Annotated in this window: 15 protein-coding genes; all 15 read left to right on the forward strand. The window is 58.3% G+C overall.

Features of this window, described 5'->3' with window-relative positions; genetic code table 11:
• The first annotated feature begins 6 nt into the window (after window positions 1-6).
• The 15 genes from pseF to fliE all read left to right on the forward strand — a co-directional run bounded on the left by pseF (window position 7) and on the right by fliE (window position 14,821).
• Entirely contained in the window at window positions 7-702 is a 696-nt protein-coding gene (gene pseF, locus ACZ89R_RS26305) for a pseudaminic acid cytidylyltransferase (RefSeq protein ID WP_429547624.1), read from the forward strand.
• Complete coding sequence (gene pseG / locus ACZ89R_RS26310) at window positions 699-2,201, forward strand: UDP-2,4-diacetamido-2,4,6-trideoxy-beta-L-altropyranose hydrolase (protein WP_429547623.1); 1,503 nt, start codon at window positions 699-701, stop codon at window positions 2,199-2,201. Before pseF ends, pseG begins: the two co-directional genes overlap by 4 nt.
• Window positions 2,198-3,250: a pseudaminic acid synthase gene (pseI, locus tag ACZ89R_RS26315; protein WP_429547622.1), complete on the forward strand. Its 1,053-nt coding sequence runs from the start codon at window positions 2,198-2,200 to the stop codon at window positions 3,248-3,250. The genes pseG and pseI overlap by 4 nt, the downstream gene beginning before the upstream one ends.
• Before the next feature lie 230 nt (window positions 3,251-3,480).
• Entirely contained in the window at window positions 3,481-4,407 is a 927-nt protein-coding gene (locus tag ACZ89R_RS26320) for a ketoacyl-ACP synthase III (protein ID WP_192345706.1), read from the forward strand.
• Window positions 4,408-4,490: 83 nt separating this feature from the next.
• The gene (locus ACZ89R_RS26325) at window positions 4,491-5,783 is read left to right on the forward strand and encodes a motility associated factor glycosyltransferase family protein (protein WP_429547621.1); all 1,293 of its coding nucleotides are present in this window, start codon (window positions 4,491-4,493) and stop codon (window positions 5,781-5,783) included.
• On the forward strand, window positions 5,780-6,049 hold the full coding sequence (locus ACZ89R_RS26330; RefSeq protein ID WP_429547620.1) for a hypothetical protein: 270 nt from the start codon (window positions 5,780-5,782) through the stop codon (window positions 6,047-6,049). The genes ACZ89R_RS26325 and ACZ89R_RS26330 overlap by 4 nt, the downstream gene beginning before the upstream one ends.
• Window positions 6,050-6,304: 255 nt before the next feature.
• A complete protein-coding gene (locus ACZ89R_RS26335; RefSeq protein WP_429547619.1) occupies window positions 6,305-7,156 on the forward strand; it encodes a flagellin domain-containing protein in 852 nt (283 codons plus the stop codon).
• 72 nt (window positions 7,157-7,228) lie between these two features.
• Window positions 7,229-7,594: a flagellar protein FlaG gene (locus tag ACZ89R_RS26340; RefSeq protein ID WP_429547618.1), complete on the forward strand. Its 366-nt coding sequence runs from the start codon at window positions 7,229-7,231 to the stop codon at window positions 7,592-7,594.
• Window positions 7,595-7,676: 82 nt separating this feature from the next.
• Window positions 7,677-9,107, forward strand: coding sequence for a flagellar filament capping protein FliD (gene fliD, locus ACZ89R_RS26345; RefSeq protein WP_429547617.1), 1,431 nt, complete (start codon window positions 7,677-7,679; stop codon window positions 9,105-9,107).
• 126 nt (window positions 9,108-9,233) lie between these two features.
• On the forward strand, window positions 9,234-9,629 hold the full coding sequence (gene fliS, locus ACZ89R_RS26350) for a flagellar export chaperone FliS (RefSeq protein ID WP_123496026.1): 396 nt from the start codon (window positions 9,234-9,236) through the stop codon (window positions 9,627-9,629).
• Between the two features lie 10 nt (window positions 9,630-9,639).
• Window positions 9,640-9,936, forward strand: coding sequence for a flagellar protein FliT (gene fliT / locus ACZ89R_RS26355; protein ID WP_429547616.1), 297 nt, complete (start codon window positions 9,640-9,642; stop codon window positions 9,934-9,936).
• A 172-nt stretch (window positions 9,937-10,108) separates the two neighbouring features.
• Complete coding sequence (locus ACZ89R_RS26360; RefSeq protein ID WP_007894189.1) at window positions 10,109-11,584, forward strand: sigma-54 dependent transcriptional regulator; 1,476 nt, start codon at window positions 10,109-10,111, stop codon at window positions 11,582-11,584.
• Window positions 11,585-11,712: 128 nt separating this feature from the next.
• Window positions 11,713-12,918, forward strand: a complete 1,206-nt coding sequence (locus ACZ89R_RS26365) for a sensor histidine kinase (RefSeq protein WP_429547944.1) — start codon at window positions 11,713-11,715, stop codon at window positions 12,916-12,918.
• A gap of 5 nt (window positions 12,919-12,923) precedes the next feature.
• Window positions 12,924-14,309: a sigma-54-dependent response regulator transcription factor FleR gene (fleR, locus tag ACZ89R_RS26370; RefSeq protein WP_429547615.1), complete on the forward strand. Its 1,386-nt coding sequence runs from the start codon at window positions 12,924-12,926 to the stop codon at window positions 14,307-14,309.
• Between the two features lie 182 nt (window positions 14,310-14,491).
• On the forward strand, window positions 14,492-14,821 hold the full coding sequence (fliE, locus tag ACZ89R_RS26375) for a flagellar hook-basal body complex protein FliE (protein WP_008072611.1): 330 nt from the start codon (window positions 14,492-14,494) through the stop codon (window positions 14,819-14,821).

The raw sequence follows: 14,821 nt of genomic DNA on the forward strand, positions 1-14,821 counted from the left end.
AGACTCTTGAGTTGTGTTGCGATCATCCCGGCCCGTGGTGGCAGCAAGCGAATCCCGCGCAAGAACCTCAAGCCGTTCGACGGCGTGCCGATGATCGTCCGTTCGATTCGCACGGCGCTGGCGTCGAACCTGTTCGACCAGGTGATCGTCAGCACCGACGATGAAGAAATCGCCGAGGTCGCACGGGCCCACGGGGCTCAAGTGCCGTTCATGCGGCCCGCAACGCTGGCTGATGATTTCAGCGGGACTGCAGCGGTGATCGTACATGCCTTGCAGCAATTGCCAGCGTTCGACTATGCCTGCTGCGTCTACGCGACGGCGCCGTTGTTGCAGGCGCGTTATCTGCGTCAGGGGCATGAGTTGCTGGAGCGGCACCCGGACAAATCCTTTGCGTTTTCAGTTGCCGGTTTTGGCTTCCCGGTACAACGGGCCTTGACCCTCGACGAGCAGGGCGCCTTGACCTCGCTCTACCCCGAGTTTCGCGAGACCCGTTCCCAGGACTTGCCCGAAGCTTTTCAGGATGCCGGCCAGTTCTATTGGGGGCGTAGCGAAGCCTGGTTGCGTGGCGATGTGCTGTTCTCGCCGGCGAGCCTGCCGGTGATTCTGCCGCGGCATCTGGTGCAGGACATCGACACCCTCGAAGACTGGAAACGCGCCGAATACCTCTACATCGCCTTGAGGGCGGGAGGTGAGCTGCAATGAGAGTACTGATCCGCGCCGATGCGTCGCCGACCATTGGCAGTGGCCACGTTGCCCGCTGCCTGACCCTGGCCAGGGTATTGCGCAAGCAGGGCACACACGTTTCCTTCGCCTGTCGTCTGTTGCCCGGGCATCGACTGGACAGTCTGCGGGCCGAGGGTTTCGAGACCTTCGCGCTGCCGGAGCGCTATCGCGATGAAGACCCACAGCAGGCCATCGAGTCGATGCTGCCCTGGCAGGCAGACATTGCAGCGCTGGGGCAAGTCTTGGACAGTCATCCGGCTTTCGACTGGATCATCGCTGACCACTACGGTCTCGATCACCATTGGCAGACCGCCGCGCGCCGCTGGGCTCCACGAATCGCGGCGGTGGACGATTTGGCCACTCGGAAATACAGCGTCGATCTGCTGCTCAATCAAAATCTGTCGGGCACACCAGAGGCTTATGCCTCACTGTTGACGCCCGATTGCCAGACGTTACTCGGCCCACGGTTTGCCTTGCTGCGCGATGAGTTCTGTTGCCCTGCGATCGAGATCAAACCTCGAGCCAGGCGCGTGCTAGTGAACTTCGGCGGCTTCGACGCGGCCATGCAGACCCATCACGCGATGCTGGCATTGGCGGACTTCCATGAGCTGGAAGTTGATTTCGTGGCAGGTGCCGACAACCCGGCCTGGGAGCAGATGCAGAGTCTGGTGGATTATCGTCCGAACTGGCGCCTGCACCATTTTGTCAGCGATTTCTACCAGCTGATGACCGAGGCCGACCTGTTCATCGGTGCCGGTGGCGGTACCAGCTGGGAGCGGGCGGCCATGGGGCTGCCGACGATCTGCATTGCGGTTTCGAATAATCAGCAGGCCAACGGCGAGGTGATGGCGACCTCGGGTGCTCATGTGTTCCTGGGCAATCGCGACCGGGTCAGCGTCGAGCAGTTGCATCAGACCATCGGTTTTGTCGTGGGCAATCAGGAGATTCGTCAAAGTCTGGCCGAACGCTCGCGGCAGTTGGTCGATGGCCGTGGGGCGCAGCGGGTGGCGGCAGCGCTGGCGGGGGCGGTATTGCAGATTCGTCAGGCCACTCAGGATGATGCGCAATTGTTGTTCGATGGGCGCAATGCCGAAGCGGTTCGGCGCTGGTCGCTGGACACGCACGTCATTGACTGGCAACGGCATCAGGCCTGGCTGGCCGCGAGCCTGAGCAATCCGCGGCGGTTGCTGTTGATCGCCGAAGCGGATGATGGCCCGGTCGGTGTGCTGCGCTATGACCTCGACGATGCTCGCGCCGAAGTCTCGATTTATCTGTTCGAAGGCCGATTTGGCCTGGGCTGGGGCAGGGCGCTGCTGGCGCGGGGCGAAGCCTTCGTCACCGCTCATTGGCCGCGACTGGAAGCCATCACCGCTCAAGTGCTGCCGGCCAATTCAGCGTCGCTGAAAGTTTTCCGCGAGGCAGGTTTCACTCAGAGTGCTTGCGCGTTCACGCGTGTATTGAAGGATCCAAAACAATGACCAGTTTCAAGATCGGCAACCGCTTGATCGGTGCCGATGCGCCGCCGTTCATCATTGCCGAGATGAGCGGCAACCATAATCAGTCGCTGGATGTGGCGCTGCAAATCGTCGAAGCCGCGGCCAAGGCCGGCGCGCATGCCTTGAAGCTGCAAACCTATACCGCCGAGACCATGACCCTGGATCTGTCTGAAGGCGAGTTCTTCATCAAGGATCCCAACAGCCTGTGGGCCGGTTCTTCGCTGTACGCGCTGTACGAGAAGGCCCATACGCCGTGGGAATGGCACGCGCCGATTTTCGCCCGGGCCAAGGAATTGGGCATGCTGGCGTTCTCCACACCGTTCGATGACAGCGCGGTGGACTTCCTCGAAAGCCTGGACGTGCCGGCCTACAAGATCGCCAGTTTCGAGAACACCGACCTGCCGTTGATCCGGCGAGTCGCTGCCACCGGCAAGCCGCTGATCATCTCCACTGGCATGGCCAGCATCGCCGAGCTCGACGAAACCGTGCGTGCCGCCCGTGAGGCCGGTTGCAAGGACCTGGTGTTGCTCAAGTGCACCAGCACGTACCCGGCGACGCCCGCCAATAGCAACGTGCGCACCATCCCTCATCTGCGGGAGTTGTTTGGCTGTGAAGTCGGTTTGTCCGATCATTCGATGGGCGTTGGAGTGTCCGTCGCCGCGGTAGCGCTGGGGGCGACGGTGGTGGAAAAACACTTCACCCTCGACCGTGCCGCCGGTGGCGTGGACGCCAGTTTCTCGCTGGAACCGGCTGAACTCGCCAGCCTGGTGATCGAAACCGAACGCGCCTGGCAGGCTATGGGCCAGGTGCATTACGGTGTGACCGAGGCCGAGCGCAAATCTCTGGTATACCGACGTTCGCTATACGTCACTCGGGACATGGCCGCCGGTGAGCCTTTCACCGTCGCCAATCTGCGGGCCATCCGGCCTGGCCTGGGGCTGGCTCCCAAACACGCTGAAACCCTTCTGGGCCGCCGTGCGCGCGAGCCCATCAAGCGCGGAACACCGCTGGATTGGTCGTTGGTTGAATAACCGCTTGTGCGGCTGATTCGGCAAAATAGCGTGACCTGCGAGTCATAACGCGCATCTTCACTGTATTGTATGAAAAGGGGAGATGGCGCCTGGACTGTTTTTAGCCCAGTGATGGCCTTTTATTCTTCCCGCTGTCACCCCCTTGAGGGCGACGTTTATTCGTTGTTTGTCGGCGCCCCTCGATTCCTTGCGAGCGGTGGTATTGGGCTGTTTATTATTGGGAAGCCGTAATGATTGGCATAAAGAGCATTGCGAGCTACGTTCCTGTAGCCGGCGTGGACAATTACGCACAAGGTGCAAAATTCGAAAAGGATGAAGAATTCATCCTGGGTAAAATCGGTTCGGCCTTCCTGCCGCGCAAAGATGCGGGGCAAGAAACTTCGGACCTGTGTGTCGAAGCAGTCAACGCGCTGTTCGCCAACAATCCCGATTTGAAGCGTGAAGCTATCGACGTGCTGATCGTCGTGACCCAGAACGGCGATGAAGAAGGCTTGCCGCACACCGCCGCCATCGTTCAGGACAAACTGGGCCTGCCAACGACCGTGGCGGCGTTCGATATTTCCCTGGGCTGCTCGGGTTACGTCTACGGCATCTACGCCATCAAGGGCTTCATGGAAGCTGCGGGCCTGAAGAATGGCTTGCTGGTGACCGCCGATCCGTACTCGAAGATCGTCGACCCGGAAGACCGCAACACCACCATGCTCTTCGGCGATGCCGCCACCGCTACCTGGATGGGCGAAGATGCCCCGTGGCAGCTGGGCAAGGCCAAGTTCGGCACCGACGGTTCCGGCGCACCGCACCTGAAGGTTTCCGACGGTGTGTTCTTCATGAACGGCCGTCAGGTCTTCAACTTCGCGCTGCTCAAAGTGCCCGCGCATTTGCATGAGCTGCTCGGCGACTCGGGCCTGACGGCTGACGATATCGATGCCTTCTGCATTCACCAGGGCAGCGCGGCGATTGTCGACGCGGTGGCGCGACGCTTCGAGGGCGAGCCTGAGAAGTTCATCAAGGATATGGTCGAAACCGGTAATACCGTGTCGTCGAGCATTCCGTTGCTGCTGGAAAAACACGTGCTCGATTCCAAGTGGAAGCGCGTGGCGCTCAGCGGTTTCGGTGTTGGTTTGTCCTGGGGGTCTGCGATCATCTATCGTCCTTGAGCTTCTAAAAGCCAGGCACAAAAAAAGCGTTCAAGGTGTAACCTTGAACGCTATTTTTTTGCCCGAATGAAAAGCGAGGCTCCATGAGCGAGTTCTTTGAGCGCAACGTCGAGGTCATACAGCGCCGCTGGCCGCTGCTGTCTGCGCGTTTGCTGGTTGAAGACGCGAGCCTGTTGCAGGCCGATCTGGTCGAAGGCCTGGGCTCGACGTTGAGCATCAACGGCATTCAGTTGACCAGTCGCCATGACCGCAATCGCGAGGCCAGGCTTCAGGCCGACAGCCTGCCCACCGACAGTTCGGTGGTGCATGTCTACGGCACTGGTCTTGGCGACCTGCAACTGGAGTTGCTGGAGCGCGTCGGGGTTGAGCGGTTGTACGTACACATCCTCAACGGCGCGGTGTTTGCGTTGGTGCTGCAATTGCTCGATCAGCAGCAGTGGCTCAGCGATCCGCGAGTCGAGCTGTTGTATGCCGGCGATCTGGCGGAAATCCAGCTGCCGTTCTTCGCGTTGCCGTCCGAGCTGGTGCTGACCGATGACTTCAATGCAAAGATCCGTGATCGCTTGATCAGCGAAACTCACCTGAGCTTCAATAACCGTGAGTTCGATCCTCAGGCCCCGGATGTCGTGGAGCGCTTGCAGGCTAGTCTGGAGCTTGTGCAAACCGACCGCGATGTGACCGAGTTGTTCGGTTCGCGCAACGGGCAGGAGGTGTTCGTCATTGCCACGGGCCCTAGCCTTGAACAGCATTTCGAGGTCTTGCGCGCGATTCGCAGTCAGGACGAGCGACCATTGTTTATCTGTGTCGATACGGCCTATCGACCACTGCTTGATCACGGGATCCGTCCCGATGTGGTGGTCAGCATCGACCAGCGCATCTCGGGCCGGCATCTGCCACCTGAAGGCACGGTCGACATCACCCTGGCGTACATGCCCATGGTCGACCCTCAGGTGCTGGTCGCCTGGCAAGGGCCACGGTACGCCGGTTACTCCGCCAGCCCGATCTATCAGCAGATGCGCCAGCAATGGCCCAAGGGCGAGTTGTATGTAGGCGGTAGCGTGATTCATCCGGCGGTGGACCTGGCGGTGAAGATGGGGGCGGTGCAGATCACCCTGTTCGGTGCCGACTTTGCCTTCCCCAACGACAAGACTCATGCTGGCTGGAACGATGGCGACTTGGGCCCGCAACTGGGAGCAGCCAAACACTGGGTGCTGGATGGTCACGGTCAGCGCATCAAGACCCAGCTCAACTTCCGCAGCTACCTGTGTGAACTGGAACGTTTTATCGCTGGCCATCCTCAGGTGCGCTTCTATAACAGCAGTCGGGCAGGGGCGATGATCGCCGGGACGGCTTTTCATCCGGAGTTGGCGTCATGAGCGGGCTTGAATCTTTTGTCGTCGACTCACAGCACTGCGCCGCATTATTCCGTTTGGGGCGTGATGTAGAAGCAGGACTGGCGATGATCGAATTGATCGGAGCGGTGCAGCCGTCTTTCGATGTGTTACCGCAGACTATTCGGCAGCAATGGGTTCTCTTGCTCAGCCGGCTGCTCGAATGTCAGGCGACGCAGAACTGGCTGGCGCTGGCGGACTACCTGGAATACGAGCTGGTCCAGTTCCTGCGCGACAGTCTGTCCATTTAAACAATTTCTCTTCTGCCGGTGCAGGCGAGTTCTCGCCAGTCCGTCACCGGCATTTCCCTGACGTCATTTTTTTTCGCTGCCCTGATGCTGGCAAACCCTTGAATCACGGGGGGTGGCAACGTGATGGCAATTTTTTTTGAAAATCCCCTAAAGCAAGTTGCGATTTCGACGATAACTATTACGAAGGTTCTCTAGGCCATACCCGGCGGTTGCCAGGGCCGGAAGCCGCAGTACCCAACCAACGAGGAATTCGTCATGGCTTTAACAGTAAACACCAACGTCACATCGTTGAACGTTCAGAAAAACCTGAACCGCGCTTCCGACTCTCTGTCGACTTCGATGAGTCGCCTGTCTTCCGGCTTGAAAATCAACAGCGCTAAAGACGACGCCGCCGGCCTGCAAATCGCTACCCGTATGACTTCGCAGATCCGTGGTCAGACCATGGCTATCAAAAACGCCAACGACGGTATTTCGATCGCTCAGACTGCTGAAGGCGCAATGCAAGAATCGACCAACATTCTGCAGCGTATGCGTGAACTGGCTGTTCAATCGCGAAACGACTCGAACGGCACTGCTGACCGTACTGCTCTGAACAAAGAATTCGCTTCGATGTCGGACGAACTGACTCGTATTGCCAAGTCGACCAACCTGAACGGCAAGAACCTGATCGACGGCACCGCTGGCACCATGACCTTCCAGGTTGGTTCCAACACCGGTGCTACCAACCAGATCACCCTGACCCTGGCCAGCGGTTTCGACGCAGTGACCTTGAGCGTTGACTCGGCTACCGTTCAGATCACTGGTAACAGCTCGGCTACCGCTGAAGCTTCGATGAACAACGCGCTGACCAAAATCGATGCCGCTCTGGCCACGATCAACTCCAGCCGTGCTGACCTCGGTGCTGCACAAAACCGTCTGACCAGCACCATCTCCAACCTGCAGAACATCAACGAAAACGCCAGTGCTGCACTGGGTCGTGTACAAGATACTGACTTCGCTGCCGAAACTGCTCAGCTGACCAAGCAGCAAACTCTGCAACAAGCTTCCACCGCAATTCTGGCTCAGGCCAACCAACTGCCATCCGCTGTACTGAAACTGCTTCAGTAATAGTTGGATGAGTTTTAGCGGGGGAGTGCGCTTGTCGCGCTCTCTCGCTTTTTACTTTAAGAGGTGATGGACATGGATATGAGCGTCAAGCTGAACTTGTCTTATCCTGCGGCCAAGCAGGCGACGACTGTTGCCGACAAGCCGGCGGAGAAGCCTCGAGCGGTAGTTGCTCCAGTAGCTGTCGTCAAGGAAGAAAGTAAGGGCGAACAGACCGAGCAGGACAAACTGAAGATGGCTGTTCAGGAAATTGAAAAATTCGTTCAGTCGGTCAAGCGCAACCTGGAATTCTCGATCGATGAGCCATCGGGCAAAGTGATCGTCAAAGTCATTGCCAGTGAATCCGGTGAGGTGATCCGTCAGATCCCCAACGAAGAAGTCCTGAAACTGGCCAATAGTTTGAATGATGCAAGCAGCCTGTTGTTTAGCGCTAAGGCCTGACAACTGGCACGAATTTTGTTGCTATGTTCTTTTGGGCGTTGTAGTGGTCAAAAGGCCGGCGACACACTGAAGGGAGTTCCACATGGCAAGTCCAATTCTACCGGGCACGGGTTTAGGTTCCGGCCTTGATACCGGTGCTATCGTCAAGGCCTTGGTGAACGCAGACAAAGCGGCCAAGCAAGGTCAGATCGACCGTGGGACCACCACCAATACGGCGAGTATTTCCGGGATTGGTACCTTGAAGTCGCTGCTGGCGACGTTCCAGAAAACCCTCTCTGACCTGGGCAGCACCACAAGCCCTCAGTTCACCGGTTTTGCGGCAACGTCCTCCGATGTCAAAGTACTGACCGCCACGTCCAGCAACGCGGCTGTTTCCGGTAGCTATGTAGTGGAGGTCACCAAGCTTGCGACTTCGTCGAAAGTTGCCAGCGCAGCGTTTGCCGGCGGTACAAGCAGTGCAATCCCGACGGGTACGCTGACCATCACCCAAAATGGCAAAAGCTACCCGGTCACCGTGGGTGCAGGTGCGACGCTGCAAACGGTTCGTGACTCGATCAACACCCAATATCAGTCCAGTGGCTTGAGCGCCAACATCGTGACCGACAGTTTCGGCTCGCGACTGGTTCTGGGGTCCACCACTACGGGCGCAGGTTCCGACATTTCCGCCAGCGGCATCGCCGGTCTGGAAATCGATGGAACAACCACTATGGCCGCCCCACCGACTGCCACTTCTTCGGGTGCTATCGGCAGCCTGGCACAGGATGCTGCATTCACCGTCGACGGGCTGTCGCTGACCAGTTCGTCCAATACGGTCGACAAGTCGATTTCGGGGTTGACGCTGAACCTGCTGACGGTCGGCAAGTCAACGGTCAACGTGGCGTCCAACAACGACGGTCTGAAGGCTTCGATCCAGAAATTCGTCGACGCGTACAACGCCGTCGCCAATGCTGTGACTTCTTTGACCAAGCCGTCCCTGGATGACGATGGCAAGCTGACTGTTCCAGCGGCGCTGACCGGTGACCCACTGCCACGTTCGATTCTCGATGCCTTGCGCGGACCACTGTCCCAGACGGGTGCCGGGGATAAGCTGACTGTGCTCTCGCAGTTGGGGATTACTACCAACCAGAAGACGGGTGCTCTGGATTTCGATTCGACGAAATTCACTGCCGCCATGAACGACAAGAAGCTGGGTGGTGAGGTTCAGACGCTGTTTACCGGAACCAACGGTCTGATTGAGCGCATGAATAATGTGATCAAGCCATTTACTGAGTCGAAACTGGTCAACGGGAAAAGCGTCGACTCGATTCTGGATGCGCGCTCCAAGGCACTTGATGTGACCAAGAAGCGCCTGAGCAATGACCAGGCGGCCCTGGATCGCCGAATCGAAACCCTGACTGCGGTACTGACTAAAAAGTACAACGATATGGATACTCTGGTCGGCAAATTGAAAGCTACCGCCAGTAACATCACGTCGATGTTCGAAGCGATGACCGCGCAGCAGAAGAACTCGTAACACTCATAGTGCCAAAAGCCCGGCAGCGTTTTCACGCTCCGGGCTTTTTGTTTTTGAATCTAAAGTTTTTTGACGCGTCGTCGATACACTGGTTATACGGACCACAGATTTCTGATGAGGTACAACATGAATCCAATGTTAGCCCTTCGCCAATACCAGAAGATTGGCGCTCAGGCGCAAACTTCCGAAGCCAGCCCGCATCGTCTGGTGCAGATGCTGATGGAAGGCGGCCTGGATCGTATCGCCCAGGCCAAAGGGGCGATGGAGCGTAAGGATATCCCGAACAAAGGCGTTCTGATCGGCAAGGCCATCGGCATCATCGGTGGTCTGCGTGAAGGTCTGGATCTGGAAAATCAGGCCGATTCGGTGACTGAGCTGGATAACCTCTACACCTACATGATGAAGCGCCTGGCTGAAGCCAATCTCAAGACCGATCCAAAAATTCTCGACGAAGTCGCCGACCTGCTTCGCACGGTCAAAGACGGTTGGGATGCCATTGCCGCGCCGGGTCCGCAGTTTTAAGGAGATCACCATGAGTCTTGTCTTGCAGCGAATCGAACAAACCCGCGATGCCCTCGTCGGCGCATTGGCCGAGCGCAACTGGGAAGCCATTGGTGAATTGGACCTGGCTTGCCGTTCCTGCATGGAAGACGTCTTGAGTGAAGCTTCGGTGGACGAGGACGCGTTGCGCGACAACCTTGAGGAGTTGCTGGGGGTGTATAAACAGCTTCTGGAGGCGGCGACGGGGGAGCGCCAAGCGATAGTCGACGAGATGTCGCAGATCCACCAAGCGCAGAGCGCGGCAAAGGTTTACCATCTGTTTGGGTAGTTAACCCTCAGTTAATCCAAACATAGTGCGCCATAAATTTGACTGTGCACGGTTTTTTGACTTAACTAGTGGCTGGTTCCAGATTTCAGGCGTCTACAGGCATAACGTGTCTGCAAGCGTCTAGCTTGCCCCTCATTTTGGGCATTGAGTTGACTAGGGAAGTTGCTATTGCATGTGGCGTGAAACCAAAATTCTGCTGATTGATGACGATAGCGTCCGCCGCCGCGATTTGGCGGTGATTTTAAATTTTCTTGGCGAAGAAAATTTACCCTGTGGCAGCCATGACTGGCAGCAGGCTGTCGGCTCTTTGTCATCAAGTCGTGAAGTAATCTGTGTCCTCATCGGGACGGTAAATGCTCCTGGTGCACTTTTGGGCCTGTTAAAGACACTCTCAACCTGGGATGAGTTCCTTCCAGTTTTGTTAATGGGCGATAATTCTTCCATTGACTTGCCGGAAGACCAGCGTCGTCGAGTGCTTTCGACGCTCGAAATGCCACCCAGCTACAGCAAATTGCTCGACTCGCTGCACCGTGCACAGGTCTATCGCGAGATGTATGACCAGGCGCGTGAGCGCGGTCGTCACCGTGAACCCAATCTTTTCCGTAGCCTCGTCGGCACCAGCCGGGCGATTCAACACGTCCGTCAGATGATGCAGCAAGTGGCCGATACTGATGCCAGCGTGCTGATCCTCGGCGAGTCCGGGACCGGCAAGGAAGTGGTCGCGCGCAACCTGCACTACCACTCCAAGCGTCGTGATGCGCCGTTCGTGCCGGTCAACTGCGGTGCTATTCCGGCCGAGTTGCTCGAAAGCGAATTGTTCGGCCATGAGAAGGGTGCCTTCACCGGAGCGATCACCAGTCGTGCCGGGCGTTTCGAGCTGGCCAACGGCGGTACCTTGTTCCTCGACGAAATCGGCGATATGCCGTTGCCGATGCAGGTCAAGCTGCTGCGCGTCTTGCAGGAGCGCACCTTTGAGCGCGTGGGCAGCAACAAGACCCAAAGCGTCGATGTGCGGATCATTGCGGCGACCCACAAGAACCTCGAAAGCATGATCGAGATCGGCACTTTCCGCGAAGACCTCTACTATCGCTTGAACGTGTTCCCGATCGAGATGGCGCCATTGCGCGAACGCGTCGAAGACATTCCGCTGCTGATGAACGAGTTGATCTCGCGCATGGAGCACGAGAAGCGCGGTTCGATCCGTTTCAATTCGGCGGCGATCATGTCGCTGTGTCGTCATGGCTGGCCGGGCAACGTTCGCGAGCTTGCCAACCTGGTGGAGCGCATGGCGATCATGCACCCGTACGGGGTGATCGGCGTGGTCGAGTTGCCGAAGAAATTCCGCTACGTCGATGACGAAGACGAGCAACTGGTCGACAGCCTGCGCAGCGATCTTGAAGAGCGGGTGGCCATTAACGGTCATACCCCGGACTTCACCGCCAATGCCTTGCTGCCACCGGAAGGCCTGGACTTGAAGGATTACCTCGGTGGTCTGGAACAAGGGCTGATCCAGCAAGCGCTGGATGATGCCAATGGCATCGTGGCGCGGGCGGCAGAACGGCTGCGGATTCGTCGTACCACGCTGGTGGAGAAGATGCGCAAGTACGGCATGAGTCGTCGTGACGGTGATGAACAGGCGGATGATTGACGCCTGTTTTTCAACTCCTTCATTTATAGGTAGTTTTTTTTAGGCACGGGTATTGCTACATCCCTCGCAACGTTCCGTTTAACTGACGGTCAACCACGTGAGAGAGCCCGATGCCCCAAGCCGCCCAGATGTCTCCTGCCCTTGATGCTTCGGGGCAACCGTCGTCCGTAGAGCAGGCAAGCCGGCTTGGCCTTGAGCAGGCATTTGCGCTGTTCAGCCAGATGTCGAGCCAATTGACCGATTCCTACAGCATGCTCGAAGCCCGGGTCACCGAGCTCAAGGGCGAGCTGGCGGTGGTCAGCGCTCAGCGCATGCAGGAGCTGGCGGAAAAAGAACGTCTGGCTAATCGCCTGCAAAATCTCCTCGATCTGTTGCCCGGCGGTGTCATCGTCATCGACGCCCAAGGCATCGTGCGCGAAGCAAATCCCGCCGCGAGTGAACTGCTCGGGCTGCCTCTGGAAGGCGAGCTGTGGCGTCATGTGATTGCTCGATGCTTTGCACCGCGCGAGGACGACGGTCACGAAATATCCCTTAAGGACGGTCGACGTCTATCGATCGCCACGCGTTCGCTGGACGCCGAGCCCGGTCAGTTGGTGCTGCTCAACGACCTGACTGAAACCCGTCATCTGCAAGATCAACTGGCTCGCCACGAACGCCTGTCGTCTCTGGGGCGTATGGTCGCCTCGTTGGCTCATCAGATTCGCACGCCGTTGTCCGCTGCGTTGCTCTACGCCAGTCATTTGACTGAGCAGGAGTTGCCGGTCGAGACCCAGCAACGTTTTGCCGGGCGCCTGAAAGAGCGTCTGCATGAGCTCGAACACCAGGTTCGCGACATGCTGGTGTTCGCCCGCGGCGAGCTGCCGCTGACCGATCGCGTGAGCCCCAAGATGCTGATGCAGTCGCTGCAAGCGGCAGCGCTGACTCACGTTCAGGACTTGCCGATTCGCTGGCAGTGCGACAGTCATGCCGGTGAGTTGCTGTGTAATCGCGACACCTTGGTCGGGGCGATCCTCAACCTGATCGAGAATGCCATCCAGGCCAGCGCCGGCGACGTTCGTTTAAAGGTTCACCTGTATACCCGCGGCAACAACCTGCGCTTGTGCGTCAGCGACAGCGGCAGCGGTATCGACACGAAGGTACTGGCGCGTTTGGGTGAACCGTTTTTCACCACTAAAACCACCGGCACCGGCCTGGGCCTGACCGTGGTCAAGGCAGTCGCCCGTGCCCATCAGGGAGAATTGCAGTTGCGCTCGCGGCCGGGTCGCGGCACCTGCGCGCAGGTGATCTTGCCGCTTTTTTCTGGTGAACAACCCAGCGCTCAGGGAGCGAAGTGAAGGACATGGCCATCAAGGTTTTACTGGTCGAGGATGACCGCGCGCTACGGGAAGCATTGGCCGATACGCTGCTGCTTGCCGGGCACGATTATATGGCGGTCGGCTCGGCGGAAGAGGCGCTGGCTGCGGTCGGCGCCGAGGCATTTAACCTGGTGCTCAGCGACGTCAACATGCCGGGCATGGATGGTCATCAACTGCTTGGATTGCTGCGGGCTCGTCAGCCGCAACTGCCTGTATTACTGATGACCGCTCACGGTGCGGTCGAACGCGCAGTCGACGCCATGCGTCAGGGCGCGGCGGATTATCTGGTCAAGCCATTCGAGCCCAAAGCCTTGCTCGACCTGGTGGCGCGGCACGCACTGGGCAATCTGGGCGTGACCGAGAGTGAAGGGCCAGTGGCATTCGAGCCGGCCAGCGCGCAATTGCTGGAACTGGCGGCGCGGGTGGCACGCAGCGACTCCACGGTATTGATCTCCGGTGAGTCCGGGACCGGCAAGGAAGTGCTGGCGCGTTATATCCATCAGCACTCTCACCGCGCCAGTCAGCCATTCATTGCGATCAACTGCGCAGCGATCCCGGACAACATGCTTGAAGCCACCTTGTTCGGTCACGAAAAAGGCTCGTTCACGGGCGCCATTGCGGCGCAGGCCGGCAAATTCGAGCAGGCCGATGGCGGGACGATCTTGCTCGATGAAATCTCCGAAATGCCCCTAGGCCTTCAAGCCAAATTACTGCGTGTATTGCAAGAGCGTGAAGTCGAGCGAGTCGGCGCACGCAAGCCGATCACGCTGGACATTCGAGTGGTGGCTACCACCAACCGTGACCTTGCCGCCGAAGTGACGGCGGGGCGTTTTCGTGAAGACCTTTACTATCGCCTGTCAGTGTTCCCGCTGGCCTGGCGTCCGCTGCGCGAGCGCACCGCCGATATCCTGCCGCTCGCCGAGCGACTGCTGGCCAAACACGTCAATAAAATGAAGCATGCCGCGGCGAAGCTCTCGCCCGAGGCGCAAGTTTGCCTGATCGCTTATCCGTGGCCGGGCAACGTGCGTGAGCTGGATAACGCGATCCAGCGAGCCTTGATTCTGCAGCAGGGCGGTTTGATCCAGCCGCAGGATTTCTGCCTGACCGGGCCTGTGGCGTGTGCGCCGTTGCCGCCATTGGCGTCGACCCCCACACGTACGGTGGACGTCGAAGCTGAGTCGGCGGGCGCCCTCGGCGATGACCTGCGGCGCCGTGAGTTTCAGATGATCATCGACACTTTGCGTTCCGAGCGTGGCCGTCGCAAAGAAGCCGCTGAGCGACTGGGCATCAGCCCGCGCACCTTGCGCTACAAGCTGGCGCAAATGCGTGACGCCGGAATGGATGTGGAAGGCTACTTGTTCGCCACCTGATATTGCTTTGTAGCAGCTCGGCAGCTGCTACGGATTGTGTTGGGGCTCGAGAGCCAAGGAAGAGCTTTTGTTTAGAGCGATCACCGAGCTGGCACCCTTGTTGCTAACACCTCACTACCCGCCGAGTGAGTGTCAAAAAATTGCGGGTAGCCAGAGACGTAGCTTCGTCAAAGAGAGAAACCATGAGCCAAGGTATTGAATTCAATCGGTTGATGCTGGATATGCGCTCCATGCAAATGGATGCCATGTCTGCGCCGAAATCGACTGCCGCAGTCCCTGAATTGGGTGGCAGCAGCTTTTCCGACATGCTCGGTCAGGCCGTCAATAAAGTGAACGACACCCAGCAAGCGTCCAATCAGTTGGCCAGTGCTTTCGAGATCGGTAAAAGCGGCGTCGACCTGACGGACGTGATGATTTCCTCGCAGAAGGCCAGCGTGTCTTTTCAAGCGTTGACCCAAGTGCGTAACAAGCTGGTTCAGGCATACCAAGACATCATGCAGATGCCGGTTTAA

The sequence above is a fragment of the Pseudomonas sp. TE3728 genome, assembly GCF_056279145.1.

Bases quoted from the DNA above. Each gene is read 5' to 3' on its own strand.
- pseG (WP_429547623.1), top strand. From the start codon at position 699: ATGAGAGTACTGATCCGCGCCGATGCGTCGCCGACCATTGGCAGTGGC.
- fliD (WP_429547617.1), top strand. From the start codon at position 7,677: ATGGCAAGTCCAATTCTACCGGGCACGGGTTTAGGTTCCGGCCTTGAT.
- ACZ89R_RS26335 (WP_429547619.1), top strand. From the start codon at position 6,305: ATGGCTTTAACAGTAAACACCAACGTCACATCGTTGAACGTTCAGAAA.
- ACZ89R_RS26330 (WP_429547620.1), top strand. From the start codon at position 5,780: ATGAGCGGGCTTGAATCTTTTGTCGTCGACTCACAGCACTGCGCCGCA.
- fliS (WP_123496026.1), top strand. From the start codon at position 9,234: ATGAATCCAATGTTAGCCCTTCGCCAATACCAGAAGATTGGCGCTCAG.
- fliE (WP_008072611.1), top strand. From the start codon at position 14,492: ATGAGCCAAGGTATTGAATTCAATCGGTTGATGCTGGATATGCGCTCC.
- pseI (WP_429547622.1), top strand. From the start codon at position 2,198: ATGACCAGTTTCAAGATCGGCAACCGCTTGATCGGTGCCGATGCGCCG.
- fliT (WP_429547616.1), top strand. From the start codon at position 9,640: ATGAGTCTTGTCTTGCAGCGAATCGAACAAACCCGCGATGCCCTCGTC.
- fleR (WP_429547615.1), top strand. From the start codon at position 12,924: ATGGCCATCAAGGTTTTACTGGTCGAGGATGACCGCGCGCTACGGGAA.
- ACZ89R_RS26360 (WP_007894189.1), top strand. From the start codon at position 10,109: ATGTGGCGTGAAACCAAAATTCTGCTGATTGATGACGATAGCGTCCGC.
- ACZ89R_RS26340 (WP_429547618.1), top strand. From the start codon at position 7,229: ATGGATATGAGCGTCAAGCTGAACTTGTCTTATCCTGCGGCCAAGCAG.
- ACZ89R_RS26365 (WP_429547944.1), top strand. From the start codon at position 11,713: ATGTCTCCTGCCCTTGATGCTTCGGGGCAACCGTCGTCCGTAGAGCAG.
- ACZ89R_RS26320 (WP_192345706.1), top strand. From the start codon at position 3,481: ATGATTGGCATAAAGAGCATTGCGAGCTACGTTCCTGTAGCCGGCGTG.
- ACZ89R_RS26325 (WP_429547621.1), top strand. From the start codon at position 4,491: ATGAGCGAGTTCTTTGAGCGCAACGTCGAGGTCATACAGCGCCGCTGG.